General features: G+C 65.3%; 29 protein-coding genes and 1 tRNA gene. 9 read left to right on the top strand and 21 right to left on the bottom strand.

The window, feature by feature from the left end:
• Nucleotides 1-28 precede the first annotated feature (28 nt).
• Nucleotides 29-523, bottom strand: a complete 495-nt coding sequence (locus LDH74_RS20715) for a TrkA C-terminal domain-containing protein (RefSeq protein WP_226040540.1) — start codon at nt 521-523, stop codon at nt 29-31.
• Between the two features lie 220 nt (nt 524-743).
• Between LDH74_RS20715 and LDH74_RS20710 the strand changes: the two genes are divergently transcribed.
• Nucleotides 744-2,402 carry an NAD-binding protein gene (locus LDH74_RS20710; RefSeq protein WP_226040539.1) on the top strand — a complete coding sequence of 553 codons (1,659 nt, stop codon included), beginning with the start codon at nt 744-746 and terminating at the stop codon, nt 2,400-2,402.
• 553 nt (nt 2,403-2,955) lie between these two features.
• Here the strand turns inward: LDH74_RS20710 and LDH74_RS20705 are convergent.
• From LDH74_RS20705 to LDH74_RS20675, 7 genes are all read right to left on the bottom strand, one after another.
• Nucleotides 2,956-4,620: a winged helix-turn-helix domain-containing protein gene (locus LDH74_RS20705; protein WP_226040538.1), complete on the bottom strand. Its 1,665-nt coding sequence runs from the start codon at nt 4,618-4,620 to the stop codon at nt 2,956-2,958.
• A gap of 112 nt (nt 4,621-4,732) precedes the next feature.
• Nucleotides 4,733-4,933 (bottom strand): sigma-70 region 4 domain-containing protein, encoded by a 201-nt coding sequence (locus LDH74_RS20700; RefSeq protein ID WP_226040537.1) that lies wholly within the window; start codon nt 4,931-4,933, stop codon nt 4,733-4,735.
• Nucleotides 4,923-5,291 (bottom strand): hypothetical protein, encoded by a 369-nt coding sequence (locus LDH74_RS20695; RefSeq protein WP_226040536.1) that lies wholly within the window; start codon nt 5,289-5,291, stop codon nt 4,923-4,925. The genes LDH74_RS20700 and LDH74_RS20695 overlap by 11 nt, the downstream gene beginning before the upstream one ends.
• Nucleotides 5,292-5,708: 417 nt before the next feature.
• A complete protein-coding gene (locus LDH74_RS20690; protein ID WP_226040535.1) occupies nt 5,709-5,948 on the bottom strand; it encodes a hypothetical protein in 240 nt (79 codons plus the stop codon).
• 55 nt (nt 5,949-6,003) lie between these two features.
• Nucleotides 6,004-6,076 (bottom strand) — tRNA-Pro (locus LDH74_RS20685).
• 106 nt (nt 6,077-6,182) lie between these two features.
• Complete coding sequence (gene trmY / locus LDH74_RS20680) at nt 6,183-6,785, bottom strand: tRNA (pseudouridine(54)-N(1))-methyltransferase TrmY (protein WP_226040534.1); 603 nt, start codon at nt 6,783-6,785, stop codon at nt 6,183-6,185.
• 72 nt (nt 6,786-6,857) lie between these two features.
• Complete coding sequence (locus LDH74_RS20675) at nt 6,858-7,415, bottom strand: metal-dependent hydrolase (RefSeq protein WP_226040533.1); 558 nt, start codon at nt 7,413-7,415, stop codon at nt 6,858-6,860.
• A gap of 132 nt (nt 7,416-7,547) precedes the next feature.
• Here LDH74_RS20675 and LDH74_RS20670 point away from each other — a divergent pair, with 132 nt between their 5' ends.
• Nucleotides 7,548-7,733 carry an HVO_A0556 family zinc finger protein gene (locus tag LDH74_RS20670; RefSeq protein WP_226040532.1) on the top strand — a complete coding sequence of 62 codons (186 nt, stop codon included), beginning with the start codon at nt 7,548-7,550 and terminating at the stop codon, nt 7,731-7,733.
• Here LDH74_RS20670 and LDH74_RS20665 read toward each other — a convergent pair.
• The 4 genes from LDH74_RS20665 to LDH74_RS20650 form a co-directional block, all read right to left on the bottom strand.
• Nucleotides 7,730-7,888, bottom strand: coding sequence for a hypothetical protein (locus LDH74_RS20665; RefSeq protein ID WP_226040531.1), 159 nt, complete (start codon nt 7,886-7,888; stop codon nt 7,730-7,732). The genes LDH74_RS20670 and LDH74_RS20665 overlap by 4 nt on opposite strands.
• Before the next feature lie 151 nt (nt 7,889-8,039).
• The gene (locus LDH74_RS20660) at nt 8,040-8,228 is read right to left on the bottom strand and encodes a hypothetical protein (protein WP_098724445.1); all 189 of its coding nucleotides are present in this window, start codon (nt 8,226-8,228) and stop codon (nt 8,040-8,042) included.
• 8 nt (nt 8,229-8,236) lie between these two features.
• Nucleotides 8,237-8,428, bottom strand: a complete 192-nt coding sequence (locus tag LDH74_RS20655; RefSeq protein WP_226040530.1) for a hypothetical protein — start codon at nt 8,426-8,428, stop codon at nt 8,237-8,239.
• A gap of 353 nt (nt 8,429-8,781) precedes the next feature.
• Complete coding sequence (locus LDH74_RS20650) at nt 8,782-9,903, bottom strand: trypsin-like peptidase domain-containing protein (protein WP_226040529.1); 1,122 nt, start codon at nt 9,901-9,903, stop codon at nt 8,782-8,784.
• Nucleotides 9,904-10,068: 165 nt separating this feature from the next.
• Here LDH74_RS20650 and LDH74_RS20645 point away from each other — a divergent pair, with 165 nt between their 5' ends.
• Complete coding sequence (locus LDH74_RS20645) at nt 10,069-11,448, top strand: tRNA pseudouridine(54/55) synthase Pus10 (protein WP_226040528.1); 1,380 nt, start codon at nt 10,069-10,071, stop codon at nt 11,446-11,448.
• A gap of 53 nt (nt 11,449-11,501) precedes the next feature.
• The gene (rnhB, locus tag LDH74_RS20640; RefSeq protein WP_226040527.1) at nt 11,502-12,173 is read left to right on the top strand and encodes a ribonuclease HII; all 672 of its coding nucleotides are present in this window, start codon (nt 11,502-11,504) and stop codon (nt 12,171-12,173) included.
• 477 nt (nt 12,174-12,650) lie between these two features.
• On the opposite strand, the gene LDH74_RS20635 is transcribed toward rnhB, so the two are convergent.
• Genes LDH74_RS20635 through lonB form a run of 3 tightly spaced genes read right to left on the bottom strand, consistent with a single transcriptional unit; the run spans nt 12,651 to nt 16,191 of the window.
• Nucleotides 12,651-12,995: a hypothetical protein gene (locus tag LDH74_RS20635; protein ID WP_226040526.1), complete on the bottom strand. Its 345-nt coding sequence runs from the start codon at nt 12,993-12,995 to the stop codon at nt 12,651-12,653.
• A 25-nt stretch (nt 12,996-13,020) separates the two neighbouring features.
• The gene (locus LDH74_RS20630) at nt 13,021-14,028 is read right to left on the bottom strand and encodes a CPBP family intramembrane glutamic endopeptidase (RefSeq protein ID WP_226040525.1); all 1,008 of its coding nucleotides are present in this window, start codon (nt 14,026-14,028) and stop codon (nt 13,021-13,023) included.
• Complete coding sequence (lonB, locus tag LDH74_RS20625) at nt 14,029-16,191, bottom strand: ATP-dependent protease LonB (RefSeq protein ID WP_226040524.1); 2,163 nt, start codon at nt 16,189-16,191, stop codon at nt 14,029-14,031.
• Between the two features lie 305 nt (nt 16,192-16,496).
• On the opposite strand from lonB, the gene LDH74_RS20620 reads away from it, so the two are divergent.
• Nucleotides 16,497-17,015 carry a nicotinamide-nucleotide adenylyltransferase gene (locus LDH74_RS20620; protein ID WP_226040523.1) on the top strand — a complete coding sequence of 173 codons (519 nt, stop codon included), beginning with the start codon at nt 16,497-16,499 and terminating at the stop codon, nt 17,013-17,015.
• 28 nt (nt 17,016-17,043) lie between these two features.
• A complete protein-coding gene (locus tag LDH74_RS20615) occupies nt 17,044-17,883 on the top strand; it encodes an SAM-dependent chlorinase/fluorinase (RefSeq protein ID WP_226040522.1) in 840 nt (279 codons plus the stop codon).
• Nucleotides 17,884-17,936: 53 nt separating this feature from the next.
• Here LDH74_RS20615 and LDH74_RS20610 read toward each other — a convergent pair whose 3' ends face one another.
• The gene (locus LDH74_RS20610) at nt 17,937-18,308 is read right to left on the bottom strand and encodes a HalOD1 output domain-containing protein (RefSeq protein WP_226040521.1); all 372 of its coding nucleotides are present in this window, start codon (nt 18,306-18,308) and stop codon (nt 17,937-17,939) included.
• Between the two features lie 121 nt (nt 18,309-18,429).
• Entirely contained in the window at nt 18,430-19,974 is a 1,545-nt protein-coding gene (gene thsA / locus LDH74_RS20605; protein WP_226042575.1) for a thermosome subunit alpha, read from the bottom strand.
• A 187-nt stretch (nt 19,975-20,161) separates the two neighbouring features.
• Here thsA and LDH74_RS20600 point away from each other — a divergent pair, with 187 nt between their 5' ends.
• Complete coding sequence (locus LDH74_RS20600) at nt 20,162-20,995, top strand: amidohydrolase family protein (protein ID WP_226040520.1); 834 nt, start codon at nt 20,162-20,164, stop codon at nt 20,993-20,995.
• A gap of 1 nt (nt 20,996) precedes the next feature.
• Here the strand turns inward: LDH74_RS20600 and LDH74_RS20595 are convergent, their stop codons facing one another.
• From LDH74_RS20595 to LDH74_RS20580, 4 genes are all read right to left on the bottom strand, one after another.
• On the bottom strand, nt 20,997-22,385 hold the full coding sequence (locus LDH74_RS20595; protein ID WP_226040519.1) for a DUF4147 domain-containing protein: 1,389 nt from the start codon (nt 22,383-22,385) through the stop codon (nt 20,997-20,999).
• On the bottom strand, nt 22,382-22,522 hold the full coding sequence (locus LDH74_RS20590; protein ID WP_226040518.1) for a hypothetical protein: 141 nt from the start codon (nt 22,520-22,522) through the stop codon (nt 22,382-22,384). The genes LDH74_RS20595 and LDH74_RS20590 overlap by 4 nt, the downstream gene beginning before the upstream one ends.
• 600 nt (nt 22,523-23,122) lie before the next feature.
• The gene (locus tag LDH74_RS20585) at nt 23,123-23,827 is read right to left on the bottom strand and encodes a hypothetical protein (RefSeq protein WP_226040517.1); all 705 of its coding nucleotides are present in this window, start codon (nt 23,825-23,827) and stop codon (nt 23,123-23,125) included.
• A gap of 71 nt (nt 23,828-23,898) precedes the next feature.
• Nucleotides 23,899-24,873 (bottom strand): NDP-sugar synthase, encoded by a 975-nt coding sequence (locus LDH74_RS20580; RefSeq protein ID WP_226040516.1) that lies wholly within the window; start codon nt 24,871-24,873, stop codon nt 23,899-23,901.
• A gap of 124 nt (nt 24,874-24,997) precedes the next feature.
• Here LDH74_RS20580 and LDH74_RS20575 point away from each other — a divergent pair, with 124 nt between their 5' ends.
• Together LDH74_RS20575 and LDH74_RS20570 are read left to right on the top strand one after the other, a co-directional pair.
• Nucleotides 24,998-25,288 carry a transcriptional regulator gene (locus tag LDH74_RS20575; RefSeq protein ID WP_226040515.1) on the top strand — a complete coding sequence of 97 codons (291 nt, stop codon included), beginning with the start codon at nt 24,998-25,000 and terminating at the stop codon, nt 25,286-25,288.
• A gap of 194 nt (nt 25,289-25,482) precedes the next feature.
• Nucleotides 25,483-25,854: a hypothetical protein gene (locus tag LDH74_RS20570; RefSeq protein ID WP_226040514.1), complete on the top strand. Its 372-nt coding sequence runs from the start codon at nt 25,483-25,485 to the stop codon at nt 25,852-25,854.
• Nucleotides 25,855-25,858: the final 4 nt, after the last annotated feature.

The following is a 25,858-nucleotide window of genomic DNA, read 5'->3' as shown; positions in this document are numbered from 1 at the left end:
TCACCTCGTGCGGGAAGGTTCGTCGCGATCACTCGTCGAGTCCGGCTCCAAGCAGTTCCTCGAATTGGGCGCAGTCCTCGCGGTCGCCGATGACGACCAGCGTGTCACCCACCTCGAGGACGGTCTCCGGTGTCGGCGGCGAGATCAACTCCTCGCCGCGCTGAATGGCGACGATAGAGACACCCGTTTCATTGCGGATATTCGCCTCAACGAGGGTCTGACCGGCTACCTCGGCGGTCTCGGAGACGCCGTACCACTCGAGGTAGGTATCGTCGGCGAGCATCGTCTCCACCTGTTCGGCCTGCACCGGCTGGAAGTACGCCCCTTCCAGAATCGTGCCGATCTTTCGGGCCAGACGATCCGATGCCTCAAACACCTTCTCGCTGTCCGCGTCCGCGTCCGCTTTCAGGTACACCTCTCGTTTCCCCGTGTTGTGAGTCACGATGACGAGGCGCTCCCCGTCATCGAGTTCAATCTCGAATTTCTTTCCGACGCCGGGGAGATCGCTCTCGTAGACGGTCATACGTCATCAAAGCGAGGGCGTGATAATAAATGGCGTGTCCCTTTGACCTATCGCGGTCGTCTCTGTCTAGTGATTCTCTTCAAGCTGTCAGAGAACGGTTTACAGGTACGTACCGCTCGGGCTCAAGCGGACGTCGATACGCGGTGACAACAGGCCGCCCCAGCAAAACCGGTCACTTAATCAATCAGAGACGGTATCCACAGTGACTGGTGGACAGCAAATGCGCGAGCTTCGAGATATAGACGGACTGCACCCGCGTGATCTGACGCAACGTCAACGACTGTTGGTGCTATTTGTGGTTGGTCTCGGTCTGGTCGTCCTCTTCTACACGGTCGTCTACAACTGGGGAATGCAAACGCTCGAGAATCGCCCCCAGTCGATCTTCCGGTCGTTCCAGACGGTCGTCGAGACGATGACGACGACCGGGTTCGGGGCGGACGCGCCCTGGGCGACGCCGGTGATGAACGTCCTGATGGTGTCGATCCAGGTGACGGGGGTCATCATCGGGTTCGTCACGCTGCGGGTCCTGGTCATCCCGCTCTTCGAGCGAACGCCGCTGGACCTCTCCGACCGCCTCACGACCAAGAACGACCACGTCGTCATCGCGGAGTACCAGCACGATACCGAGTTGCTCCTCGACGAACTCGAGGAACTCGATATCGACTACGTCCTCATCGAGTCCGACGAGGAGGATGCGAAGCGGCTCTCGGACGACGGCTATCAGGCTATCCATGGCGATCCCGAGGAACGAGCTGACCTCGACCGCGCGACGATCGAGCGAGCGTCGCTGCTCATCACCGACGCCGGCGACGAAACCGCGAGTATCGTCCTGACGGCGCTGGAAGCCAACGAGGACCTACGAGTGATCAGTTTCACGGAGTCGACGCGTCGGAAGGCGGCACTCGCGGAGGTCGGTGTCGACCGCAGTGTCGCCCCGCACGCGCTGATCGGCCAGCGGCTGGCGGAGAAGGCGGCGACGCCGGTCACGGTGCCCGACCGAACCGACGGCGACGAGGTCGACGTCCGCGAGATCCTCGTCCGCCGAAATAGCCCGCTCCACGGCGTCAAAGTGCGCGATTCGCCGGTCGTGAACCACCCGAACCTGACGCTGGTCGCCGGGTGGTTCGACGGCGAGTTGCACTTGCCGCCGTCGCCCGACGACGAACTGACGCCCAACACCGTGCTGGTCGTCGCCGGACCGAGGAGCGAGATCGACGAAATCACGGACGAGATCGCGGGCGTCCGGTCGCGGCGCATCGAGACTCCCTCGCAGCTCGTCGTCGCCGGCTTCGGCGAGGGCGGAACCGCGGCCGTCGACGCGCTCCCGGCGGACGTCTCGGTGACGACCGTCGACCAATCGGAGGAGCGGAGCCCCGACGTCGTCGGCGACGTCACCGAACCGGAAACCCTCCGCGAAGCCGGCATCGAGGACGCGTCGGCCCTGGTCGTCACCGTCGGCAACGATTCGGCCGCACTGATGACCATCGCCATCGCCCGCTCGCTCTCGAGCGACGTCGAGATTCTCGCACGTGTGACCGATAGCGACAAGACGAGAGCAGCGTTCCGAGCGGGCGCTGACTACGTTCTCTCTATCCAGCAGGTGTCCGCTCGGCTGGTCGCGGCGGAGGTCCACGGTGAACAAGTCATGTCTCCAACGAACCAGATTCGCCTAATTCGGGCGGACGCAGCGCCGTTTGCTGGCGAGTCACTAGAGGATGCCCGTCGCAATACTGAGCGCGGATGGACCGTTATCGGCGTTTCCCGCGGCGGCACTGTCCATACCGACGAACGTACTTCCATTGAAACTGACGACGAAGTGATCATCGCGGGGAGTGACGACGCGATTCAGGAGTTCGAGCGAACAGTCCCTTCCTCGTGATTGGGTACGTACCACTACTGTCCGAGAACCTTCTTTCTTCTACTCTACACTGTATCAAGTGGTAAGCACACTACCTGTACTTACCGCTCAGTCACAGTCTAATCTCACCCTTCCTAAGCGGACTCGACAATAGTCGTTATCGAGGTCCCATCTTCACCTAATTCTGGAGTAGCACCGTTGTACCGTCTGGCACCGGCCAGTTCGTCTTTCTCTCAGCGCGGCGCGCGCTCTGCGCGCCGCGCAATTGCCCTGCCCCCTTAGGGGCACCTACCGTAGGGGTACCCGGCAACCCCGATACCTGAGCCAACCGCTGAAACGGCCAAGTTTTCGCGCGTCCGCTGCTGTTTCAGCGGTTCAACTTCGTGCTCGAGTCGGCGAAACTGGCCCGAAGTACGCCGACTGTTCCCGTTAACACCTTGGTGAAAGTAATATTTTCCTCAGAAAGCGAATGTGTCGAGCGCGAATGTAAGAACCACTGGTGAGACGTAGTGAAACAAAGGAACAACCGCGCGTGCTGCAGCTATCCGCCGAATCGAACCGGACCGACGACAACCTATTGAAGCGGTGGCGGTAGTTCGTCGACGCGAACCCGAACGTCGCGATCGTCGAGCTGGTCGCGTTCGTAGAGGTACGCCACATCGTGAATTGACGCGCTCAACCGCTCGAGGTACTCGAAGCCGATCTCGGTCGCGTCGTTCGTGCTCTCGTCGCTTTCGGCGACATCCGCGTCCGATTGGTCGTCGTCACTCGCCTGCTGTTCCTCGCGCCGCTCACGCCGCTCGTCGGCCCGCCCGTCGATATCCTCGGGCATATCCTCCGGACGGACTTCGCGAAGGATCTCGCGGGCTCGCTCGAGGACGACCTGAGAGACGAAAAACACCATCACCGGGTTCCCCTCGCGGGAGACGACCCCGGTTTCAGCGAGCCGACGAACGTGGTACCGAACCGTCGATCTCGCGAGCCCTGTCCGCTCGACGAGCGTGTCGTAGTTCGCGCCGTCGTGCTCGGCGATCACTCGCAGGATGTCGTAGACGGCCGTGGTCGACTCCTTCAGCGCTTCCCGGTAGATGTCCGTCGCGAGGTCCTCGTACCGCTCCCGAAGCATGTTACGGCGGCCTGTCGGCCGCTCGAAGTCCCACGGCGCGGATTCCGGCCCATCAAAGAAGTCGTCGGCGACGAGGTCCGATCGATCGATCCCGGCCCATCGTGCGTGCGTCGCGACGACCGTCCGGAGGTGCTCCAGGACATCGTCCCATTCGGAGACGTGCGGCAGCTCACCGCGGTCGACGCCCGCGTAGGAGGCCTCGAGCTTCGGGTGATGGAACGGGTCGGTTTTCGGCTTCTTATGCCACTGATTCGCCTGATAGATCTTCACCTCCGTACTGTACCGCTGGGGATCGAACCCGAGTAGGTGCCAGCGATCGCTCTCGACGAGCGCCTCGAGCCAGCCTTCTTGCTGTCGTCGCTGGTGGGCGTCGATCTCGCTCTCACCGCCCCAATCGATGAGCTGCTTCGACTGCTCGAGCGTTTCGATAGCGGCGTTCTTCTTCCCGATTGCGAACCGAATGTGCGCCTCGGCTTTCGGAACCCGACGTGCGTCGTCGACGCGGTCATCGAGGTCCACCGCATCGGCACCGTAGACGGCCCGGAGTGCATCGTACATCCGGCGTTCAATCTCAAAGGGGTCCTCGGCCCACGTCGTCCAGGCGAGCAACCGCGTCCCCTCTCCGTAGGGACACTCGAGCGGGTCACCGCTCTTGTAAACCATGTCCCGGAACTGCGGCATGATCTCGACGTGCAACGCCAGCGCGGGTTTCCGAAGGTCCCGCTCGCCGTCGTCGGTCTCTGGCCCCCATTCACGGAGCTTCAGGTGTTGCTCGTAGTACGAACGATAGTCGTCTCCATGGCCAGTTCCGGCCTTCCACCGTGACGACGTGAGTACGAGCGCGTAGTCTCCCGGCGGCAGCCAGTCGGCTTCAAAGTCGTCGACGGCGACGTGTGGCTCGAGGTCGCGATCGCCGACGTTCTCCCGCCAGTAGGACAGCGACCGGTCGTACAGCGTCCCGCGTTCGGCACTTCGACCGGCGCGGGAATTTTGGACGTCGTCGAGATGGTTCATCACCGCGGCGCCGTGAGCGCGGGGCTTCGGGAAGGTATCGGACTCAGACCCGGTGACATCGTCAAACTGTACCGGATCCTCGGCAGCGTCAACGCTCACAGCGGTCCCTCTCGCGCGTCGCGAACGTCGCGCGTACAGTCGGTGCAGAGACGACGAAGCCCATCGATGGCCTCGCTGCAGCGCTCGCACTCGCTGTTCCCGACGAGTCGACTCACAGCGATCCCTCCTCGAGCCTGTCCTCGGCTCGAGCGAGCAGGTTCCCGATCGTCCCTGGTCGGCGATCGGTCCGCCGGGCGAACTCGCGAACACCGACGCCGTTCTCTCGACAAGCGACGTAGGCCTCGCGTTCGGCCTCGGTGAGCTGGGAGAGATCCGGCCCAAAGTCCACGAGCGTCGCTTGCTTACTCGACATGCTCGGTCACCTCCCGCTCGGGGGTCGCAACGTGGCGAATATGCTCGTCTGAGAAACGGATCTCGACGCCGGTCCAGCCGTCGACGAACGCACTCGCGTCCTCACCGCCGACTCGCATCGGCATCACGATCTCGTAAGGATGGCGCTCGCACCGCCACCCGAACGTAACGAGTTCGTCGAATGCGGCAGCGAGAGCAACAAGTACGAGGTCCGGTTTCTCGATCCGCTGGGGTCCCTTCGACTTGACGACGGGATGGCCGCACTCCGGGCAGATCTGAATGTCCTCGCTGTCTCGCGTGGGTTCGCGGACGATCGTCGGCGGCATGACGCCGAACTGTCCGAGACCGGTTCGGCTCATCGGTCACCTCCCGGCAGTAGTGAGTGGTGATCGTCGATTAATCCACCAACACAACGGGGGATCAGATTGATTTGTTGTAAATCGGTAGAACCAGATTGTCGAATGTTGTCTCGATGTCCGAATTGTGATGAAGGGCTGGGTGAGCAGCTCGAAAAGTATGTCTCAGACGGAGAGGCAGTAGCAGACTTCATCTGTCCGAAGTGCGACCACGAGTGGTCGTTGTCGATCTGATCCGGCCAAATCTCGTCTATATTTTCAGTAGGCAGTTCGGTACCGCTCGAGGAGTGCCCGCCGTCGGTGCGAACCTCTCGGTCCTTGAGCGCCCGCCGAACGTCCGCGTCAGTCGCTTGGTGGGCCGGATGGGCTATGGGCGTCCGACTCCCGACATCGTACAGCCGATTCGCCGGAACGAACCCGCTACACATCGGTCTCACCTCCGTGGCGGCCGGGCGACGTTTCCGGGTCCGGAATCGACACGTCGACGCCAGCAGCGGAGCCGCGGCTCAGTCGAGCGTACGAATCGCAGTCGCCACAGCGGTGGGCTCGGTTGCGGTTGTCACCGAAAACTCGAGAGAAGTGGTCGGTGACGTGGGCTCCGCAGTGCTTGCACGTCGAGTTGTCGACCGACGGCCAGGGTGCGACCGTCACGCAAACCACCCCGTAGAGCGGCCACTAAGTGTCAGGGAGTGCGGGAAAAGGTATATGTACCCAGTGGGCCGGCGCAGATTCGAACTGCGGTTACGGCCACCCGAAGGCCGAAGGATACCAAGCTACCCCACCGGCCCGCACATTCTGAGTGAACGGATCCGATCGTTTAACGCTTCCGAATGCCGGCGTCGAACCGCCGGCAGGGGAGCCGATCCCTCGAGCCAACCCCCTCCAAAACCAGCCTCAAAACCGCTCGTAGCCGTCCGTATCCAGGTAGTGGTGCGTGATCGTAATCGCCTGATCCGCGTGTAACAACTCGGGCCCGAGCCGAAGCCGCTGATCGGCGAACGCCTCGAGCAATCCCGCCTCCTCGTCAGTGAAGTCCCGATGATCCGAGAGCACGAAAATCGCGTCCCCCAGCGTCTCGGCACCCACGTCGCTCACCGCCTCGCCGTTCTCGTGCAACTGGACGATCGGACCGTCGTCGGCGATCTCCTCGAGCGTCCCCTCGAACCCGCGGCGGTAGACCTCGATCCCCGGACTGGGTTCGGCGGGCAGCGCGCCGATGGCGTCTTCGCGGTGCTCGAGGGCCTTGCGAACCAACGCGGCGGTGCTCCGCTCGTCGGGGTTGAGCCGCTGGAGCGTCCCGCCGTCGAAAGTGATCGTGAACTCGTCCTGGGCGATCAGGTGGACCCGCACGTCCTCGCGGATACCGTGGGAGGTGACGAACGCGGCGGTGATCGACCGACAGAGCGCGTCGAGCCGACCGGCCCCGCCCGCGAGGTCGTCGAGCGAGAAGTCGGGCTCCGTGGGAACGTCGTGACCGATGAGCACGAACTGGCGCATATCGAATCGTGGCCGGCCGACGGGATAGCCGCCACGATTCGGCGGCGGGAGAGTACCGCCACCTCCCGAGGCTCAGGACCCGATCCCGAGTCGGCGCTCGAGCGAGTCGAACACCCACTCGAGTCCCGGCATCCCGTCGCGGTACCAGGCGACGACGGCGACGGCGAAGAGACCGAACTGGACCCACTGGTAGGTCCCCAGTTCGTAGTAGTTGAGGAACGCGTCGAGGATGCCGGCGACGGGTTCCTCGGGGGGCTGCTCGAGCACCGGCCAGAGGAGGTAGGTGGCGTGTGCGAACTCCCCCGAGAGGACCCGCGGCGGGACGTCCGCCAAGAGGTGCGAACAGTAGCCGATCAGGAAGGCGACGCCGATCGCGCGGCCCTCGAGTCGATCCGCGACGAGGAGGACGGCCGGCACGAGGAGGGCCACGACGAACAGCGAGTGCGCGAGGGTGCGACCGCCGGGCAGGATGCCGAAGTTCCACGCGAGGGGCTTATCGATCAGATCCGGCGTCTGTGAGCCGATCGCGAGCGCGATCGCCGGCACGGCACGCGGCGGGCGGCCGAACCGGCGGTGCGTGACGACGGTGTACAGTAGGTACGCGACGGCGAGGTGTCCCCAGGGCCACATCCCCAGAGCGTTCGCCGGACGCGGGCATAGATGCTTCGGCTCGACGCGACGACAGTGAGGCTGCGTACCGCGATGGCGGGGCTGCATAGGCATGGCCAACCGTTTCCCTCGTTACCGGTATGCAGTGGATACATGGCGAAATCAGAGTCGGCGCAGTCGACCGGGCAACAGCAGTTGCTCGCGATGCTCGAGGGACGGTCCTGTCACCACTGTCCGGACGGCCAGCTCGAGCGGGGGACGTACAAGGACAACAGAGCGATCGTCTGCGATAGCTGCGGGACGCCGCGCGTTCAGGTCTGGCCGACGCCGCTCGACTAGTACTCGAGCGCGCCGATCCAAGCATCGACGCTGCTGACTGCACACCACTCGCGGTGTGCGTCGTAACAGCGCGAGTCCATTACCAGGCCACACCGACACCAGCGCTGTGCGTCGCCGGGAACGGGCCGTCGACAGAGCGGACATCTGGCCTGCATGATAGCATCTACCGCGATCCGACAGATACCACTTTTCGGTGCAGCGCTGACCGGTCACGAACGCGACCGGTATCCGCCGAGAGACGGCTCTCAAAGGGGGATTCAACGGAAGTAGTCGAGGGTGCACCAACGGGGAAACCGGGGGCGGCGATCACCGAGATCGCGATCCCGAGTAGTCGTGGCCGACGACGAGCGCGAGCGCGTGGACCGCCAGCAGCGCGACGAACAGCGACAGGCGACTCATCGAGTCGATCCCGGCGAGAATGACGGGCACGTAGACGATCGGCAACAGGGTGCCGAGCCAGAAGCCGGCGGCGGTGACGGAGTGCCGTAGATGCATCGTCGGAACTAGCGCATCGACTCGAGGTCGACGAACGAGTCGTCGTGTGCCGTGATCCAGGCGGTCATCAGTTCCTCCTCGCTGGCCTCGGACGGAAAGATCGCGCACTCGTCCGGGGCCCCGTCGTTTTCGATGGTGACGTGATCGAGCTCGGCGGTCGGTCCCTCGGTGTCTGGCGTGTGGAAGTCGGCATCGGTCATGGGAAATCTGGCGACGGGTACTCGCGCCGGACGTTGCTACCGGAGACGATACTATTGTTATCAAGTGGCTAATCGGGTCAATTCGGTCGATAGCGATCGGTTCCACTCCGATTCAGACGGTTCAATCCGTCGACAAAGAACTCAACGAGCGGTGACGTGTACGATATCGCTATGACGAAGCGAAAACGGAAACCCAGGCGAAGCGGCGGCATAATAACTCGTTTCGAACGGTCTAACGCGTCGTTCCGACCGGGTTAGACGGCTCGGGTCGGCAACTGACCACCTATAGTAGCCACTGAAAGTCAATGTACACCTGATCGAATGACGGCGTTGCGGTCAGTGTGTAATTCGTTTCAGTGGCTACTATATACCGACGGCCGGGCGTCGAGCGTCAGCGTTCTGGTGATCACGCGCCCGTTCCGCCGGAGACCGATATCGAGCGCGTCCCCGGGACTGGTCTCGAGCGCGAGATACGTCGACAGCGCGTGGCGGTCGGGGATCGGTTCCCCGTCGAACGTGCGGATGACGTCGCCGCCGACGGGGATGGGTTCTCCGCGCCGCTCGACCGACCCCGTAGCCGGCTCGAGGACGCCGTCGGCGGCCGAGCCGTCGACGATACCGGTCACGATGACCCCGGACGCCGCCTCGAGATCGTTCGCCTCGGCGACGAGTCGGTCGACGGGGTGGAGGCCGATCCCCAGATAGGAGTGGTCGTACGACCCCGAATCGATGAGTTCCGGAACGACGCGTTCGGTGAGCGCCGCCGAAATCGCGAACCCGATGTTGTCGCCGCCGCCGGAGTTGATGACTCCCACGACATCCCCCTCGAGATCGACGAGCGGCCCGCCGCTGTTGCCGGGATTGACGGCCGCGTCGGTCTGGATGACGTTCGGGTAGGAGAACTGTCGATCGGGGAGGTCGAGCGTCCGGTTGACGCCGCTGACGATCCCCGACGACATCGAGCCGTTGAGGCCGTACGGGTTGCCGACCGCGGCCACCTCCTGTCCGACGACGGGCCGTTTCTCGGTCAGGGGAAGTGGGGATGCCGTCTTCGGGACGTGATCGGCCTCGAGAACGGCTAGATCGCTGTGGTAGTCGCGACCGACGAGCGTGGTCCCCGCCCAGTCGCCGTTGCTGTACTGGAGGTCGGCCGCCGTTCCGTTACCGATGACGTGGTCGTTGGTTACGATGTGTCGGTCGTCGTAGACGAACCCCGATCCCTGCCCGCGTCCCTCGGCACCGGTGGTCGGATCTCGGAGCCCGAAGACTCGAATCTGCGTGACCGAGTCGATGATTGCCTCATAGAGGTCCGTAAACGCCGAGCCATCCGCGAGGGCCCCTCGATCGATCTCGTGCGAGGAGTTCCCCTCGATCGAGTCGTCGGCTCGAGGTTCCACGCAGCCAGCGGCGACACCGGCGAGTCCGGCGCTCGCGGTCGCGAGAAAGGAACGGCGATCCAGTCGAGAATCGTCCATGACCGGGAATTGGACCCGACCCATTTGAACCTCCGGGCCATCGGCCGGCATATGCCGGCCGTGTCGGGTCGTTCGACCGGGACGGCGACCCCGACAGCAGGCGATCGAGCGCAGCGTCCCCGCGAAGGGAAAACGTGTTACCCGCGGCACCCCCACTCTCGAGACATGATCACGGAAGACGCCCGCGCGTTACTGGCGACGGGCACCGTCTGCGACTCCTGTCTCGGACGGCCCTTCGCCGAGCGGAGTTTCGGGCTGACCAACGCCGAGCGCGGGCGGGCGCTGCGCACGACGGTCGCGCTGGCCGACGACGAGGACTTCGATCCGACCGACCCCGCGGACTGCTGGGTCTGCGAAGGCTACTGCGGGACGTTCGACGCTATCGCGGACACGATCGTCGACGCCCTCGAGGGCATCGACTTCGCTACCTACCAGGTCGGCAGCCGCATCCCGCCGCTGGTCGAGGAGAACGAACGGCTGTTCCGGGAGGACGCCGACCTCGAGCCCGACGTCGGCGAATCGATGAAGCGCGAGATCAACCGGGAGGTCGGTCGGCGCGTCGGCGCGAAGACCGAGACCGAGGTGGACTTCGACCGGCCCGACGTGCTCGCCATCGTCGACCTCGAGGGGTTCGACCCGCGCGAGACCCTCGAGTCGGGGGCCGTCACGAGCCACGCGGTCGACGTCCAGATCAATCCCGCGTTCGTCTACGGCCGCTACCGAAAGCTCGAGCGCGACATTCCCCAGACGGAGTGGCCGTGCCGGGAGTGTGGCGGCAGCGGGATCCAGCTCGGCGACGACGGCGAGGAGCCCTGTGACTACTGCGGCGGCTCCGGCTACCTGTACGACACCAGCGTCGAACAGGTCGTCCGACCCCACGTCGTCGACGCGATGGACGGCGACGAGGGCACCTTCCACGGCGCGGGCCGGGAAGACGTCGACGCCCGCATGCTCGAGGGCGGGCGGCCGTTCGTTCTCGAAGTAAAACGACCGCGCGTGCGCGATCCCGATCCCGAGACGCTCGAGGCCGAGATCAACGCGGCCGCCGACGGCTCCGTCGAGGTCGACGGCCTCCGGCTGGCGACTCACGAGATGGTCGAGCGCGTCAAGGAACACGACGCGAGCAAGCGGTACCGAGCCGACGTCGAGTTCGCGGAGCCGGTCGACGAGGACGCCTTCGAAACGGCGCTCGCCGAACTCGAGGGGACGACCGTCGACCAGTACACGCCGGAGCGAGTCGACCACCGGCGGGCGGGGCTGACCCGCGAGCGGACGGTCTACGGAATCGACGGCGATCTGCGGTCGTCGGCCGAGGCCGAGGTCCGAATCCACGGCGAGGGCGGGCTCTACGTGAAGGAACTCATCAGCAGCGACGACGGCCGGACCGAGCCGAGCCTGGCTGGCCTGCTCGAGATCGACGCCGAGGTGACGGCGCTGGACGTGACCAGCGTGGAAGGGGAAGAGGAGCCGTTCGAACTCGAGGAATTCTTCCTGGACGAATCCCGCACAGACCGCGAGGAAGAGGCGGCAGAGACGGCCAACTGAATCGATTCCGTCGAGTCGCAACGATTTTCCGCTCCGCCACCGATCGCCAGCGTATGCCATTCGGCGTCGACGAGGCCGGCAAGGGGCCCGCGCTGGGGTCGATGTTCGCCGCGGCCGTCCACTGCGAGGAGCCCAGCGTTCTCCCCGACGGCATCAGGGATTCGAAGCGACTCTCCCCCGAGCGGCGCGAAGAACTGGCGGCGACCCTGCGTAGCGACGATCGACTCGCGATCGGCGTCGCCGAGATCACGCCGGCGCGAATCGACGATCCCGAGACGGACATGAACTCGCTCGCGGTCGCGTCCCACGCCGAAGCGATCGAGGGGACGGTCAGCGACCTCGAGCGCGCCGGTGACGCGAACGGGACGATTTCGGGCCTCTGCGACGCCTGCGACACCGACGCCGAGCGCTTCGCTCGACGAGTCGCCGACGCCTGCTCGCTCGAGGGAGTTGCCGTCGACGCGCGTCACGGTGCCGACGACGAGTCGCCGCTGGTCGGCGCGGCCAGCATCATCGCCAAGGTCGAACGCGACGCGCACATCGCGACCCTCTCCGACGAGTACGGGCCGATCGGCAGCGGCTATCCCGGCGATTCGACCACTCGAGCGTTCCTCGCGTCCTACGTCGACGAACACCGCGAACTCCCGCCGTTCGCGCGCGAGTCGTGGTCGACCTGCGAAGACGTGCTCGCGGCCGCCGAACAGACCGGGCTCGAGCAGTTTTGAAACCCGCTCGAGATGGACTCGCGGCTGACGACGTGGGCAGTATCGGGGTGCAACCAACGTATCGCTCCGGACCAGCCAACCGGCGTGCGGTGGCGCGCGCTGTCGACCGACCGAACGAGAGTGAGGCCGGTCGATACCACTGTGCGAGGGATGAGCGAACGCCGTCAGGCGTGAGCGTTAGCGCGGAACCTTCGGTTCCGCGAACCATGCGAACGGGCGCTGCGCGGCGCGACGCGCCGCGCCGCGACTGTCGGGACGGCGCAGCCGTCCCGCAGCGCCCGTGAGCAGAAATCGGCTGGGGAGGGCGTGGCGATTCCCTGTTGCCACGATAGCAGGACGCTCTGTCACCTGATCCCCATTCCAATCGGCTGCACCATTCACACGAGAACTGAATCAATCCGTTCAGTTCAGATCGATATCAATCGAATCAGGAACGAACGTCGATTGCTGCTCTCCGTCTCCGACCGACGACACCACTCAATTCGAACGCCAGACCGCGTAGACGTAACAGCCGACCCCGAGAAAGACGAAGAGCGACGAAAGTAGGTCGATGGCGGCCGCCCTCGTGAGGACGGCAGCGAACGTGAGAACGCCGCCCGCGGCGAGACAAGCCGCGGCCGCGGCCAGCACCGATCGCGGGTTCGCGGTCTGCCCGTACAGCATCGCCCCGACGGCGATCGCGATGACCCCGAACCCGAGTTCCGCGACGATGGCCGCCAGCGGATCGCTCGCGACCGTCGCGTAAACCAGAACGACGAAGTAGCCCAGAATCAGGGCGACGATCGCTCGAGACCGAGCCGTCGATCCGGCGGTCGCGTTCATGTCCTCCCCAACTCGCTCTCGGGCCTTAGCTTTCGAGGGTGTCGGCCCACTCGAGGCCGAATCCCTCGTGGACGACGAACTCGAGGGCGTTGATCAGGTAGTGGGCGACGACGACGACAAGCAGGCTCCCGGTGGCGATGTAGACGGCCGCGAGCACGAATCCGAGGAGACCGGTGACCACGATTCCGACGGAGCCCTGCATGCCGTGGCCGAGCGCGAACGCGATCGAGGAGCCGACCGCGAGCAACCACGGCGAGAGACCGAAGCCAGCGGCGGCGGGGACGCCGATCAGCGCCGCCCGGAAGAGGAACTCCTCGAAGAAGGCGATGATCGGCAGCACGCCCAGCAGGAGGATGAGCCAGCCACCGATCGAGTCGGGCGAGAGCAGTTCTCGAAGCGCCTCGTCGTGGTCGAACCCGAACCGCGTCGCGGCCGCCGCGGCGAGTTCGTTCGCGAGGTAGAAGCCGATTCCGGCGACCGTTCCCAGGAGCAGCCCCGTCTCGAGGTATGCGAGGGAGAACTCGATGCCCAGCGCCGATGCCGGAATCGCCGTGTAGACCGTCGCCCCGAGAAGGACGAGCGCGAACAGGCCCTGGGAGAAGGCGACGTTCGCAAGGACCATTCCGGTCGACAGCGAGCCCGGATCGACGCCGCGCTCGGTCGGCCGGCGCTCGTCGCCCTCGGCGGTGATCTCGCGGTGCGCACTCGAGTCGTCGGATTCGATTCCATTGGGGCTCTCGTCGGGTACGCCGGCAGTGCTCCCGTTCGGTCGTGGGGAGACGGTTGTGGGAGCATCGGCGGACCGTGCGTTCCGGGTCGAATCGTGATCCGTCTCCGCCGGAGTCCCGCCCGAATCAGACGCTGACTCGAGGGGTCGGTGACTCGAGGTAGTCGTCCCGTCAGCCGACGCTCCGGGGCCGTCGCTCGAGTCGGGTTCGCCGTCGGTGAACGCGGATTGGGTGAGATGCGATAAAACGAGCAGCAATACGAGGACGACGCCCGTAATGCCGACGAACGTCGCCCACTGCGGCATTTACTGTGGGCTCGGGTTCGAGCCGCCGGCGGAGCCGACGGTGCCCTGATCGAACGCCGTGCCGGTGATCGACTTCAGCCGGTCGACCAGCGAGTCCTTCTTCGGTTCGCCCATGAGGGCGACGTCGAGGACTTCGCTGATGTTCGAACAGGGGATGATTTCGACCATCTCCTCGTACTCGTCCTCGATCATCACGTCCTGCTTGTTCGCTTCGGGGATGATGATCTTGGTACAGCCGGCCTTCGCGGCGGCCTCGATCTTGTGGGTGACCCCGCCGACCGGCAGCACGTCGCCGCGCACGGAGAGCGAGCCGGTCATCGCGACCGACTGGTCGACCGGGATGTTCTCGAGGGCACTGATGACGGCCGTCGCAACCGTAATCGAGGCGGAGTCGCCGTCGACGCCCTGTTGACCGGCCTGGACGAACTGGATGTGGATGTCCTTCTCCGAGAGATCGACGTCGGAGAACTTCTTGATGATCGCGGAGACGTTCTGGACCGACTCCTCGGCCATCTCCTTGAGCTGACCGGTCGCGATCACCTGACCGCCGCCCTGCGCGGGCGCGATCTCGGCCATCACGGGGAGCATGATACCGGAGTCCTCGCCCATGACGGCGAGGCCGTTGACGCGGCCCTCGACGCCGCCATCGTTGACCTGCAGCTCGTAGTCCTTGCGGCGCTCGATGTAGTCGTCGGCGAGCTGTTGCTCGATCGAGCGCGAGCGGGCCTTCGCCTGCAGGACGTCGTCGCGGGTGGTGAAGTCGCGATCCTCGGCGCGAGCGATGTCGCCCGCGACGCGGACCAGCCCACCGAGGCTGCGGAACAGCAGCGTCAGGTGGTTCTTTCGACCGGAGCGGCGTTTCGCCTCGAGGATGACCTCTTCGACGGCGTCGTCGGTGAAGTGGGGGAGGCGGCCGTCGCGTTCGACCTCCTGGGCGATGAAGCGGGCGTACTTGCGCCGCATCTCGGGGGTGTCCTCGATGGTGTCGTCCATGTAGACCTCGTAGCCGTACCCCTTGATCCGGTTGCGGAGCGCGGGGTGCATGTTCTCCATGGCGTCGAGGTTGCCAGCAGCGACCATGATGAAGTCACAGGGGACGGGTTCGGTCTGGACCATCGCGCCCGAGGAGCGCTCGGACTGGCCCGTGATCGCGAACTCGCCTTCCTGGATCGCCGTCATCAACTTCTGCTGGGTCCGGATGTCGAGCGTGTTGATCTCGTCGACGAACAGCACGCCCTTGTTGGACTTGTGGATCGAGCCGGGTTCGACGCGATCGTGAGACGGCGTCTCCATACCGCCGGACTGGAACGGGTCGTGGCGGACGTCGCCCAGCAGTGCACCGGCGTGGGCACCGGTCGCGTCCTCGAAAGGCGCGACGCGCTGCTCGCCGTTGTTAACGATCATGTTCGGTACCATCGCGTCGCTGCCCCGAGAGGTGTAGCGGAAGATCAGCCAGATGATCCCCGCCGCGAGAATACCCAACAGGAGCTGCCCGCCCGCCAGGATCGCGTAGCCGAGGACAACCGCGATGATGATCCACATCAGGATCGAGCGCATCTGGTTGCGCTTGCGGGCTTCCTCCTTGTGCGCGTCGATGATCTGTTCGCCCTTTCCCGCGGGGACGGTTCGGACCTTCGGTTCGTTGCCGTCGTCCGGATTGTGGTAGACTAAGACGTCCTGGAGATCCTCCTTGGGCAGCAGTTGGCTCATCGCCTTCGCCAGCATCGACTTGCCGGTCCCCGGCGAGCCGATCATCATGACGTGGCGGCGCTGCTTCGCCGCCTTGATAATTATGTCTCGTGCTTCGTCCTGACCGATGACCTGATCGACGAGTCGATCGGGGACTTCGATGTCCTCCGTCGAGTCGATCTTCAGACCGCCCAGCAAGTCGTCCTCGGCGATCTCCTCGTCGACCTCGACGCCGGGATCGACCTCGACCGTACTCCCCAGGTCGTCGACGGTCTCGATGTCGTCTCCCTCCTCCTCGTCGGACGACGGCTCGAACTCGTCGATCGGATCGTCGACGTCGGGACGACGGTCGCCGTCCTCCTCGAGCGGCGACTGATCTCCCTGACGCTCGGGCTGCTCCGCGGGCCGGTCCTCCTCGGGAGCAGCGTCGGGGGCGTCTTCGGGAGGGTCGTCAACGTTCGTATCGTTACTCATAGAACTCTGTTCAGTACCTGATTCGAAGGGATTGCGACTGATATACTTTCTCCATGCGGAGGATGCTGTCAGTCGCTGATACCGGAGGGAACAGCGGTCGACGGGACGAATCAAGCGTTAGCTACTGAATATTTAATGCATTTTTAACTGGCGCGGAATATATGGTTACGATACCGGTCAGTTATCGTGGATGTTACGGATAGGCTGGAACGAGCTGTAGTCGGCGCGACTGGCCACGACTCGGACCGTGCCGATTCGTGCGAAAACTCGCCACGCTTAAGCGCCGTGCCCGAGCAGTGTCCGGCATGACCCGGGGGTTCTATATCGGTCGTTTTCAGCCGTTCCACAACGGCCACCGAAGCATGGTCGAGGCGATCGCGGACGACGTCGACGAGCTCGTCCTCGGGATCGGGAGCGCCGACGACTCCCACACGGTCCGGAACCCGTTTACCGCGGGCGAGCGGATCATGATGATCACGAAGTCGCTGGTCGACTTCGATCTCGTGACCTACGCCGTTCCGATCGAGGATCTGGAACGGAACTCGGTGTGGGTGAGCCACGTCCAGAGCATGAGTCCGGACTTCGACGTGGCCTACTCGAACAACCCGCTCGTCATTCAGCTCTTTCGGGAAGCCGACATCGAGATCCGCCAGTCGCCGATGTTCAACCGCGACGTGCTCGAGGGATCCGAGGTCCGCGAGCGGATGATAACGGGCGGCGACTGGGAGTCGCTCGTCCCCGAAGCCGTTATCGAGGTCGTCGACGAGATGGACGGCATCGAGCGGATCCAGATGGTCAGCGGCTCGGACTCGAACGGCGACTGACTTTAGCCGTCGATTCGTAGGGACGACCATGATTACGCTCTCGTCGGACTTCGGCACGCCGTATCCCGCGGCGATGAAAGGAGTGCTACTGCAGCAAACGGACGCCAGACTGGTCGACATCGCCCACGATTTCCCCCGGCAGGACGTTCGAACGGCGGCCTTCTGGCTCCGAGAGGTGCTGCCCTATTTTCCGCCCGCGACCCACCTCGTGGTCGTCGATCCGGGCGTCGGCACCGACCGGAACGCGCTGGTCGTTCGCGCCGGCGACCACGCGCTCGTCGGGCCGGACAACGGCGTCTTGCTCCCCGCCGCTCGGCGACTCGCCGGCGAGGAGGAGCTCGAGACCGCGCTGATCGACGAGCGAGAGCTCGGCCCCGTCGAACCGACGACGCCGGCGGACTCGACGGCCGACTCGAGCGAACGGGCGTCGACGACCCGGAGTACCACGTTCCACGGGCGGGACCTCTTCGCTCCCGCCGCCGCCGCGGTCCACGACGCCGAGACCGACTCGCTCGGTTCGCTCGAGTGGCTCGAGTCCGGTACTGCGGCCGTCGACCTCGAGCTACCGGCGGCCGAACTCGAGGGCGGGCGAGCGATCGGCGAGGTGCTGGTCGTCGACGGGTTCGGGAACGTCATCACGAACGTTCCCGGATCGTCTCTCGACGATCGAGACCGGATCCTGGCGAACGGCCAGTCCGTCCCGGTCGGAGCGACGTTCGCGGCCGTCCCCGCCGGGGAGCGACTGGCGACCGTCGGCAGCCACGGCTACGTCGAACTCGACGTCAATCGGGGCCGCGGCGACGACGCATTCGGTCTCGAGCCCGGTGATCGGGTCGTCCTCGAGTCGGCCGAGGACGGCAGCGACTGACCGAACCGTGACCGCAACGTGACTCGAGTCGTCAATCATTCACCGACGTAGCGTCAGTCGCCCGCCGGTGTACCCTGCTGTCGCGTCGGGTCGATGATGATCTCACCGTCCGAACGCACGGTCACGGAACACTGCGAGAACGTAAAGGAGACGGAGCCGTCACCGACGCGGGGCTCGTCGCCCCGCCAGTGGATGAACAGCGCGTTCAACGCGTCCGGCTCGACGCACTCCGAGAGCGCCTCGAGGTCGTCGGGTTCGACGCCGAGGACAGACGAGACGGTCATGAGCAGGGCCGTGCTCACCGGCTCGTACGCGCCGTCCTCACACCACGTGTGGTAGGTGCCCCGATCTTCGTCGTAGTAGACGGTCCGATCGCTCGTCGTCCCGATCGGCCGCAGGTTCTCTCTCGGAGCAGTTCCGGACATGCTATCCCGGAGTTACGCTTGGTAACACTTGGCATTGATGGCCAGCTGACATTGTCCCGTCGCTGGGGGTCAGGACATCGAAAACGGGTGAAAAACGAAACGACTGCCGCGAACAGCGACGTTATTCGGCGGCGATGACGTCGTCGATCCGGGCGATCATCGTCGCGGCTTCGGTCGCGCTCTCGACGGCTTCGCGCTTGACGTCGGCGGGGTCGATGACGCCGTACTCGAAGGGATCGCCGATCGTGACTTCGTCACCGCTGGTGATCAGACCGGCTCGGCCCTCGGACTCGTGGGCGGCACGAAGGTCCACGAGCACGTCGATGGGGTCTCGGCCGGTGTTGGCCGCGAGCGTCCGGGGGACGATGTCGACCGCGTCGGCGAAGGCCGTCACGGCGAGCTGTTTGCGGCCCTCGATGCCGGCGGCTTCCTCGCGGATCTTGTCCGCGATCGCGATCTCGGTCGCGCCCGCGCCGGGAACGACTTCGCCGGATTCCAGCGCCGTCGCGACGACATCGAGCGCGTCGCCGATGGCTCGCTCGAGTTCGTCGACGATGTGTTCGGTTCCGCCGCGGACGAAGACGGTCACCGTCTCGGCGGCCGCGCCGCCCTCGACGAACGCGAGATCGTCGTCGCCGAAGCTCTCTGTGTGGATCCGGTCGGCGGAGCCGAAGTCGGACTCCTCGAGGTCCTCGAGCGCGCCGACGCGGCGAGCGCCGGTCGCTGAGGCGACCTGTCGGGCGTCGCTGTCGCCGAGACCCTCGAAGACGAGGATGCCCTCGTTGGCGAGGGAGTTGGCGACGCGGTCGTTGACGTCCTCGGTGGTGAAGACGACGTCCGCCCCGCTCTCGGCGACGGTCTGGGCGTAGCCCTCGAGTTCGCCTTCCTCGGCGTCGATGGCGGCGTTGAGCTGGTCGATCGAGTCGATGGCATACTCGGCGTCGACGTCGCCCGTGCGGACGCCAAGTTCGACGTCCAGAATCGCGATCGACGCGTCCTCGATCTCGGTGGGCATCCCGTCGTGGACCGGTTCCTCGTCGACGACGATGCCGGGGACGAGTTCGGTCGCGTTCGAGGAGGCACCGACCTGCGTGTGGACGGTGATGTTGTCGCGTGCGACGCCCTCGTCGGTGTCCACGTGACGGATCGCTTCGACGACCGTCTCGGCCAGCGATTCAGCCGTGAGACCGCCGGTTCCCTTGCCGGTCATGCACGATTCGGCGACCTGCTGGAGGATTTCGTCGTCGACGTCGGCCTCGTTGACCTGCTCGGCGATCGCCTCGAGGGCGATCTCGCTGGCTTCGTGGTAGCCCTCGACGATGGTCGTCGCGTGGACGTCCTGCTCGATGAGGTCCTCGGCTTCGCCGAGCAGGTTGCCAGCGAGCACCGCGGCGGTCGTCGTCCCGTCACCGACTTCCTCCTCCTGGGAGTCGGCGACCTCGACGATCATCTGGGCCGCGGGGTGCTCGATGTCCATCTCGTTGAGAATGGTCGCGCCGTCGTTGGTGATGACGACGTCCCCGCCGGAATCGACGAGCATCTTGTCCATGCCGCGGGGTCCGAGTGTGGTCCGTACCGACTCGGCCACGGCCTTGCCGGCCATGATGTTGGACGACTGCGCGTCCCGACCCTGCGTTCGCTGACTATCCTCGCTCATAATGAACATGGGCTGCCCACCCATGCGTCGCTGTTGTGCCATCGTTGTTCCTCACTAACCATGTCGTCAGCACTTCTATATAAATCTTTCCCTCCTACCGCCGTTCCGTCTGGCGATTGCGCGTGTGAACCGTCGACAGGCCGGTGGCAGCGAGAGCCGGTAGGGAAATGTAGGTCGACTCGGAACACACCTGTGAATGCTGGAGCTGGAACACGGGTTTCGCGTCGTCGACGTCGCGACGCGGCTGCCGGCGGCCGACGGCAGCAAGGGGTCCCGGAGCCGAACGATCACGGCCGATCGACTCGAGCGGGAGATGCACCAGGCGGGGATCACCGGATCGGTCGTCTACCCCCCGTCGCGGCCGGAGACGAGCTACGTCGCGCCGAACAACGGCGTCGCCAGACGCAGCGTCGATCGGCCGTTCGTTGCCTTCGCCCGAATCAACGGCTCCCAGACGCCGGGTCGGAACGCGACCGGTCGACTACGCAACGCCGTCAGTCGCCGCGAGGATCGTCACACGTCACCGAGTGACGTCGAGAAGTACGCGTACGACGACCGCTTTCACGGGTTCGTCCTCGATCCCGCTATCGACGACTATCCCGACGACGACATCCTCGCGGCACTCGAGGACGTTAACCTGCCGGTGATCGTCCGCGGCGGCGTCGACGCGCCCCCCGAAACGCTCGCCGAGACCATCCTCGAGCGCTCGTTTCCCGTCGTCGTCGGCCGCTTCGGCGGCCACCCCCTGAACCGCTCGCTGATGGGCGAGATGATCGACCTGCTCGACGAGTACGACGACTGCTACCTCGAGACGAGTTTCGTCCGGTATCGCGAGCAACTCGAGCGCGCGCTCCGCGAGCATCCCGACCGGGTGTTCTTCGGGAGCGGCGCGCCCGCCTGCCATCCCAACGTCGCGGTCATGGAGATCCTTACCCTCGACGTCTCGGAGGATCTGCTGCGGCGCACGTTCTCGAAGAACGCCTGCCGCGTGATCGACGCGCTCACGGTGGACGCGGAACCCTGGAAGTGAGCTATTCGACGACGACCAGCACCCGCAGATCGTTCAGGTTCGTTCCGGTCGGCCCCGTGAACACGAGCGATTCGCGCGCCTCGAGATACGGGTAGACGTCGTTTTCGGCGAGGGACTCGCGTGCGATATCGACATCATCGACGGTCGTCCCGTCGACGAGTGCGCCGGCCGCGTCGGTCGCGCCGTCGATCCCGTCGGTGTCGACCGCGGCGACCGTAATCCCGCCGCTGCTTCCGGCTTCGTCGCTGCCGTCGTCCCCGTCTCTACTTCCACCCTCGTCTCCGCCTCCGCCCTCGAGTTCGAGCGCCGCGCTCGTCGCGAACTCCTGGTTCGGCCCGCCGGTCCCGTCACCTCGGACCGTCACCGTTGTCTCCCCGCCGGAGATGAGTACGGCCGGCGGTGAGACGGGGGTGCCGGTGACCCGTACTTCCTCCGCGATCGCGACGTGGGTCGTCGCCGCGTCGCGGGCCTCGCCGCGAACGCGCGAGGAGAGCACGAGCGGTTCGTACCCCCGTTCGACCGCCGCGTCCCGGGCCGCTTCGAGCACCGTCATTCCGTCGGCGACGACGTGGTTCGAGACGGAGTCGAAGACTGGGTCGTCGGGACCCGGTGTTTCGGCTCTCTCGCCGGCCGCGCCGCGCTCGAGGTGCTTTGCGACGGCGTCGGGCGCGTCGATCCCGTAGCGCTCGAGCACTCTGAGCGCCTCGTCGAACGTCGACTCGTCGGGCGCGACGGGACCGCTCGCGATGACGCTCAGGTCGTTCCCGACGACGTCGCTCAGGACTAACGAGGCGACCGTCGCGGGCGCGGCGCGACGAGCCAGTCGGCCTCCCTTCAGCGCCGAGAGGTGCTTGCGGACCGCGTTGATCTCGCCGATGTCGGCCCCGCTCGCGAGCAGGGCGTCGGTCGTCGTCCGGAGGGCCTCGAGCGAGACGTCTCCGGCCGGTGCGGGCATGAGCGCGCTGCCGCCGCCGGTGATCGCCGCCAGCACGAGGGTCGATTCGGTCGCCGCGTCGGCCGCCTCGAGCACGTCCCGCGTCCCGTCGACGCCGCGCTCGCTCGGGACGGGATGGTCACCTTCGCGAACCGCGACGCGCTCGGTTTCCACCGGGTCGTCCGTGACGACGACACCGCCGTCGATCCGATCGCTCAGGATCGTCTCGAGCGCGACGGCGACGTGTGCCGCGGCGTTGCCGCCGCCGAGGACGACGATTTCCTCGTACTCGCTGAGGTCGTACGTCGCGTCCGCGATACGGAGGGTCTCCCCCTCGAGCGAGACGGCGTCGCGGACGACCGTTCGCGGATGGCCGGCTTCGATCCCGACCTCGAGACACTCGAGTGCGACGTCGCGAGCCGCGGTCGACGCGAGGCGATCACGATCAGCGATCACGCGAGATCACCTGCGGCCGTTACCGGCGGTCGCGTCTCGTCGCCGCTCACGGGAGAGGCGGGCGCGACAGGCAGCAGCCCCATCGTCGCCGACGGCTTCGAATCCGCCGTTCGAAAGGAGATTTCCATACGGAGCATAGGCGAGCAGTCGTCCGGAAACCGGTAAAGCTAGGGGGTTCGGACCATCTCGCGTGGCGTGTCATGGTGCCGTTTCTCCGAGACTGAGTCACCCGGACGAGGGGACTGGTCCCCTCGAGTGGACCGGCCACGAGGCAGAAACTGCCTCGGGGGGAGCGGATCTCACGGCGGTCGAATGAGTCAGTGACTAGTTCTGTGGAGTGACTCCGGTGACGAGCCGGCGATACAGCTGTACTGCTCGAGATGTGAATGGAACAGTATGTTTTGGTGAGAATGAGTGAGACGAAGCGTCCTGCTACCGTGGCAACAGGGAATCGCCACGCCCTCCCCAGCCGATTTCTGCTCACGGGCGCTGCGGGACGGCTGCGCCGTCCCGACAGTCGCGGCGCGTCGCGCCGCGCAGCGCCCGTTCGCATGGTTCGCGGAACCGAAGGTTCCGCGCTAACGCTCACGCCTGACGGCGTTCGCTCATCCCTCGCACAGTGGTATCGACCGGCCTCACTCTCGTTCGGTCGGTCGACAGCGCGCCACCGCACGCCGGTTGGCCGGTTCGGCGTGATACGTGGTTTCCTGGCACTGAACGATTCGGAAGATTGGAAGTCAGTCACGAGCGGCCTCGAGAATCGCCTCGCGATCCGCCGGCTCGGTGGCAGTCCACCACGCGATGCGATCGATCTCGAGGGGGCCGTAGTCGGAGACGAACGCGAGCCACTCGCAGGAGGCGATCGTCCGGCGGTTCGTCGACGTGTCGATCGGCGAGTGCTCGAGATCGGCGTCGACGGCCTCGAGCAGCCGTTCGACCGTCGGATCCGGTCTTGGCGTATCGACGCCGGCGAGCTGGCGCAGGTACTGAAACGTCGCGAGACCGACGCCGGAGATCGAGCCGATCGGCTCCTCGTCGTAGCGGTAGTGGTCGGCCGTCGCGGCCCACCCCACGAGCGCCGCGAGATCGTCCGTTTCCGGCCGGTCCGCGAGGGCGCGGGCGATCTCGAGGAGGACCTCGCGCTTTCGCTGCGCGCCGAGCGCCGCGACGAGGGCCTCGTCCTCGCGGTCGAGATCGGCCAGTGCCGCGAACGAGTCGACCCGGTCGGTCGCGACGAACGAGTCGCGAAATCGCTCGACGGTCGGTTTGATCCCGTCGACGAAGCCCTGACCGGTCGACGCGGCCGCGGCCTCGGCGACGAGCAACAGCGGCTCGTCGCCGCTCCAGCGCCGATACTCGAGAAAGTCTCGCGCGAGTTCCGCGTGGGGTACGCCGTCGGCGTACGGCTCGAGGACCGTCCGGACCGCCTGGTCGGGACACATGCGTCTCACCATACATATCATACGGGGGACTGATAGCTGTATCGCCGACGTCGGTGTATCCGAAAACAGCGTTACTGCTCCGCGCCGTTCGTGATCGTCGTGTGCGCGCCGATGAGCGCCCCGGCGAGGTCGAGGTCCTCGAGGTGGGTCCCCTGATCGATGATCGAGCGGCGGATGTCGCCGTTCCGAACCGTCGCGTTCGGGAAGATCACCGTGTGTTCGAGGGACGTTCCCTCGAGCGTGGCGTCACCCATCACGTGGACGTTCTCGCCGATTTCGGTATCCTCGAGCGTCACCGAGTCGGCGACGAGCGACTCGCCGTCGAGGTGCCAGGAGACGGCGTCGAGATAGCTCTCGGGGGTGCCGATGTCGTACCACGCGCCCTCGAAGGTGTAGGCGTAGGTGGCCTCGCGATTCTGCAGCCACTGAACGAACCAGCCCGGCTCGTCGGGGTTGTTGCCGTCCTCGAGGTAGGTCGGGAGCAGATCCAGGGATTGGCGGGGGAACGCGTAGCAGGCGATCGAGACGAGCGTGCTCTTGGGATCGTCGGGTTTCTCCTGAAAGTCGACGACGCGGTCGCCCTCGAGTTCGACCAGACCGTAGGATTTCGCCTTCTCGCGGGAGCCGACGTCGTAGGCGGCGAGGGTGGGGGCGTCGTGGTCCTCGAAGTAATCGAGGAAGTCGGAGACCGCGAAGCTGATCAGGTTATCGCCGGCGATGACCAGGAGATCGTCGTCGACGTTCTCGCGGTCGATCAGTTGCGCGAGCGCGCCGACGACGCCGAACTTGTCGTCTTCCTCGGTCGTCTCCTCGACCGAGAGCTGGGGCTTGTCGAACTCGCTGTCCGCGAGATGGGCCTCGAAGTCGGGGGCGAAGCGCTGATTGGTGCTGACGTAGACCTCGTCGATCCGGTCGTCCGCCTCGAGTTCAGCGAAGATGCGATCGACGACGGTCGACTCGCCGATCGGGAGGAACATCTTCGGCCGATGTTTGGTAATCGGCCACATTCGCGTCGCGTACCCGCCTGCAAGGACGACGGCCTTCATGGGCCGGTGTTCACCTGCGGGGTCTAAGTCACTTGTCCTTTCATAAGATCTGGACCGGTCTCGCGACCGAGCGTCGGTGACTCTCGTCCGATAGTATAAAAGCGCGAGCGCCGTGAGCAGACGTATGCGCGAGGCCGACGAAACGACGCGGCAGAAACTCGCCGACGCGCTCCGCGAGGAGCCGGCGACGCCAAGCGAGCTGGCCGTTCGACTCGATCTGACGCCGCACGCGATAGTCCGCCACGTCGAACACGTCTCCAGGTCGGTCGACGGGACGGACGAACAGCTACTCGTCGCGCCGCCGACGTGTCGAGACTGCGGGTTCGACGACTACGACGACCTCCTGAACTTGCCCTCGCGGTGTCCCGATTGCAAGAGCGAGTCCGTCGACGAGCCGACGTTCACGATCGAGTGAGATCCCCGACTGTCACCGGCTCCCGATTGTCCAGTGAGAGTGACAATTGTCAGCCGGATTCGACACTAATATTTAGGGTGCAGGCGAGAACCCGATAGGAACCCTCGAGCGAACGGCGGCGTCACGGGCCGATGAAACGCCTATCGGTCGGTTTCCGTCACGTTCGCCCGAGAACGGCGCAGCACGGAGCACACATGACTTCCAGATCTCACCCGGAGCGAGACCCCGTCGAGTTCGTACGGGCAACATTCGACTGGCTCGACGAAGACGACGCACCCGACGCATCGGCCGAAACGCTCGACGACGCGTTCGCACTCCTTGCCGATCAGCGTCGGCGACTCCTCCTGTCAGTCCTGCACACCTACGGCGAGGAACTGACGCTGCCGGACGCGGCCGAGGAGGTAGCGATCCGCGAAACGGGACTCAACGTGGCGGACATTCCGGCCGAACAGGTCCAGGAAGTCTATCTCTCGCTCTACCACGATCACCTCCCGCGGTTGGTCGATGCCGGCCTGCTCGAGTACGATCAGGAACGGGATCTGGTCACTCCGGACGGTCTCTCTTAGAACC

This window comes from Natrinema sp. DC36 (assembly GCF_020405225.1).
GTDB lineage: Archaea > Halobacteriota > Halobacteria > Halobacteriales > Natrialbaceae > Natrinema.
This window is presented reverse-complemented; position numbering and strand designations above follow the sequence as displayed.

Bases quoted from the DNA above. Each gene is read 5' to 3' on its own strand.
- LDH74_RS20575 (WP_226040515.1), top strand. From the start codon at position 24,998: ATGCGCGAGGCCGACGAAACGACGCGGCAGAAACTCGCCGACGCGCTC.
- LDH74_RS20670 (WP_226040532.1), top strand. From the start codon at position 7,548: ATGGCGAAATCAGAGTCGGCGCAGTCGACCGGGCAACAGCAGTTGCTC.
- thsA (WP_226042575.1), bottom strand. From the start codon at position 19,974: ATGTTCATTATGAGCGAGGATAGTCAGCGAACGCAGGGTCGGGACGCG.
- LDH74_RS20695 (WP_226040536.1), bottom strand. From the start codon at position 5,291: ATGAGCCGAACCGGTCTCGGACAGTTCGGCGTCATGCCGCCGACGATC.
- LDH74_RS20630 (WP_226040525.1), bottom strand. From the start codon at position 14,028: ATGCCGCAGTGGGCGACGTTCGTCGGCATTACGGGCGTCGTCCTCGTA.
- LDH74_RS20570 (WP_226040514.1), top strand. From the start codon at position 25,483: ATGACTTCCAGATCTCACCCGGAGCGAGACCCCGTCGAGTTCGTACGG.
- LDH74_RS20700 (WP_226040537.1), bottom strand. From the start codon at position 4,933: ATGTCGAGTAAGCAAGCGACGCTCGTGGACTTTGGGCCGGATCTCTCC.
- LDH74_RS20655 (WP_226040530.1), bottom strand. From the start codon at position 8,428: ATGACCGATGCCGACTTCCACACGCCAGACACCGAGGGACCGACCGCC.
- LDH74_RS20660 (WP_098724445.1), bottom strand. From the start codon at position 8,228: ATGCATCTACGGCACTCCGTCACCGCCGCCGGCTTCTGGCTCGGCACC.
- trmY (WP_226040534.1), bottom strand. From the start codon at position 6,785: ATGCGCCAGTTCGTGCTCATCGGTCACGACGTTCCCACGGAGCCCGAC.
- LDH74_RS20715 (WP_226040540.1), bottom strand. From the start codon at position 523: ATGACCGTCTACGAGAGCGATCTCCCCGGCGTCGGAAAGAAATTCGAG.
- LDH74_RS20635 (WP_226040526.1), bottom strand. From the start codon at position 12,995: ATGAACGCGACCGCCGGATCGACGGCTCGGTCTCGAGCGATCGTCGCC.
- LDH74_RS20615 (WP_226040522.1), top strand. From the start codon at position 17,044: ATGATTACGCTCTCGTCGGACTTCGGCACGCCGTATCCCGCGGCGATG.
- LDH74_RS20710 (WP_226040539.1), top strand. From the start codon at position 744: ATGCGCGAGCTTCGAGATATAGACGGACTGCACCCGCGTGATCTGACG.
- LDH74_RS20590 (WP_226040518.1), bottom strand. From the start codon at position 22,522: ATGCTCCGTATGGAAATCTCCTTTCGAACGGCGGATTCGAAGCCGTCG.
- LDH74_RS20650 (WP_226040529.1), bottom strand. From the start codon at position 9,903: ATGGACGATTCTCGACTGGATCGCCGTTCCTTTCTCGCGACCGCGAGC.
- lonB (WP_226040524.1), bottom strand. From the start codon at position 16,191: ATGAGTAACGATACGAACGTTGACGACCCTCCCGAAGACGCCCCCGAC.
- LDH74_RS20580 (WP_226040516.1), bottom strand. From the start codon at position 24,873: ATGAAGGCCGTCGTCCTTGCAGGCGGGTACGCGACGCGAATGTGGCCG.
- LDH74_RS20620 (WP_226040523.1), top strand. From the start codon at position 16,497: ATGACCCGGGGGTTCTATATCGGTCGTTTTCAGCCGTTCCACAACGGC.
- LDH74_RS20600 (WP_226040520.1), top strand. From the start codon at position 20,162: ATGCTGGAGCTGGAACACGGGTTTCGCGTCGTCGACGTCGCGACGCGG.
- LDH74_RS20665 (WP_226040531.1), bottom strand. From the start codon at position 7,888: ATGCAGGCCAGATGTCCGCTCTGTCGACGGCCCGTTCCCGGCGACGCA.
- LDH74_RS20645 (WP_226040528.1), top strand. From the start codon at position 10,069: ATGATCACGGAAGACGCCCGCGCGTTACTGGCGACGGGCACCGTCTGC.
- LDH74_RS20585 (WP_226040517.1), bottom strand. From the start codon at position 23,827: ATGTGTCCCGACCAGGCGGTCCGGACGGTCCTCGAGCCGTACGCCGAC.
- LDH74_RS20675 (WP_226040533.1), bottom strand. From the start codon at position 7,415: ATGTGGCCCTGGGGACACCTCGCCGTCGCGTACCTACTGTACACCGTC.
- rnhB (WP_226040527.1), top strand. From the start codon at position 11,502: ATGCCATTCGGCGTCGACGAGGCCGGCAAGGGGCCCGCGCTGGGGTCG.
- LDH74_RS20610 (WP_226040521.1), bottom strand. From the start codon at position 18,308: ATGTCCGGAACTGCTCCGAGAGAGAACCTGCGGCCGATCGGGACGACG.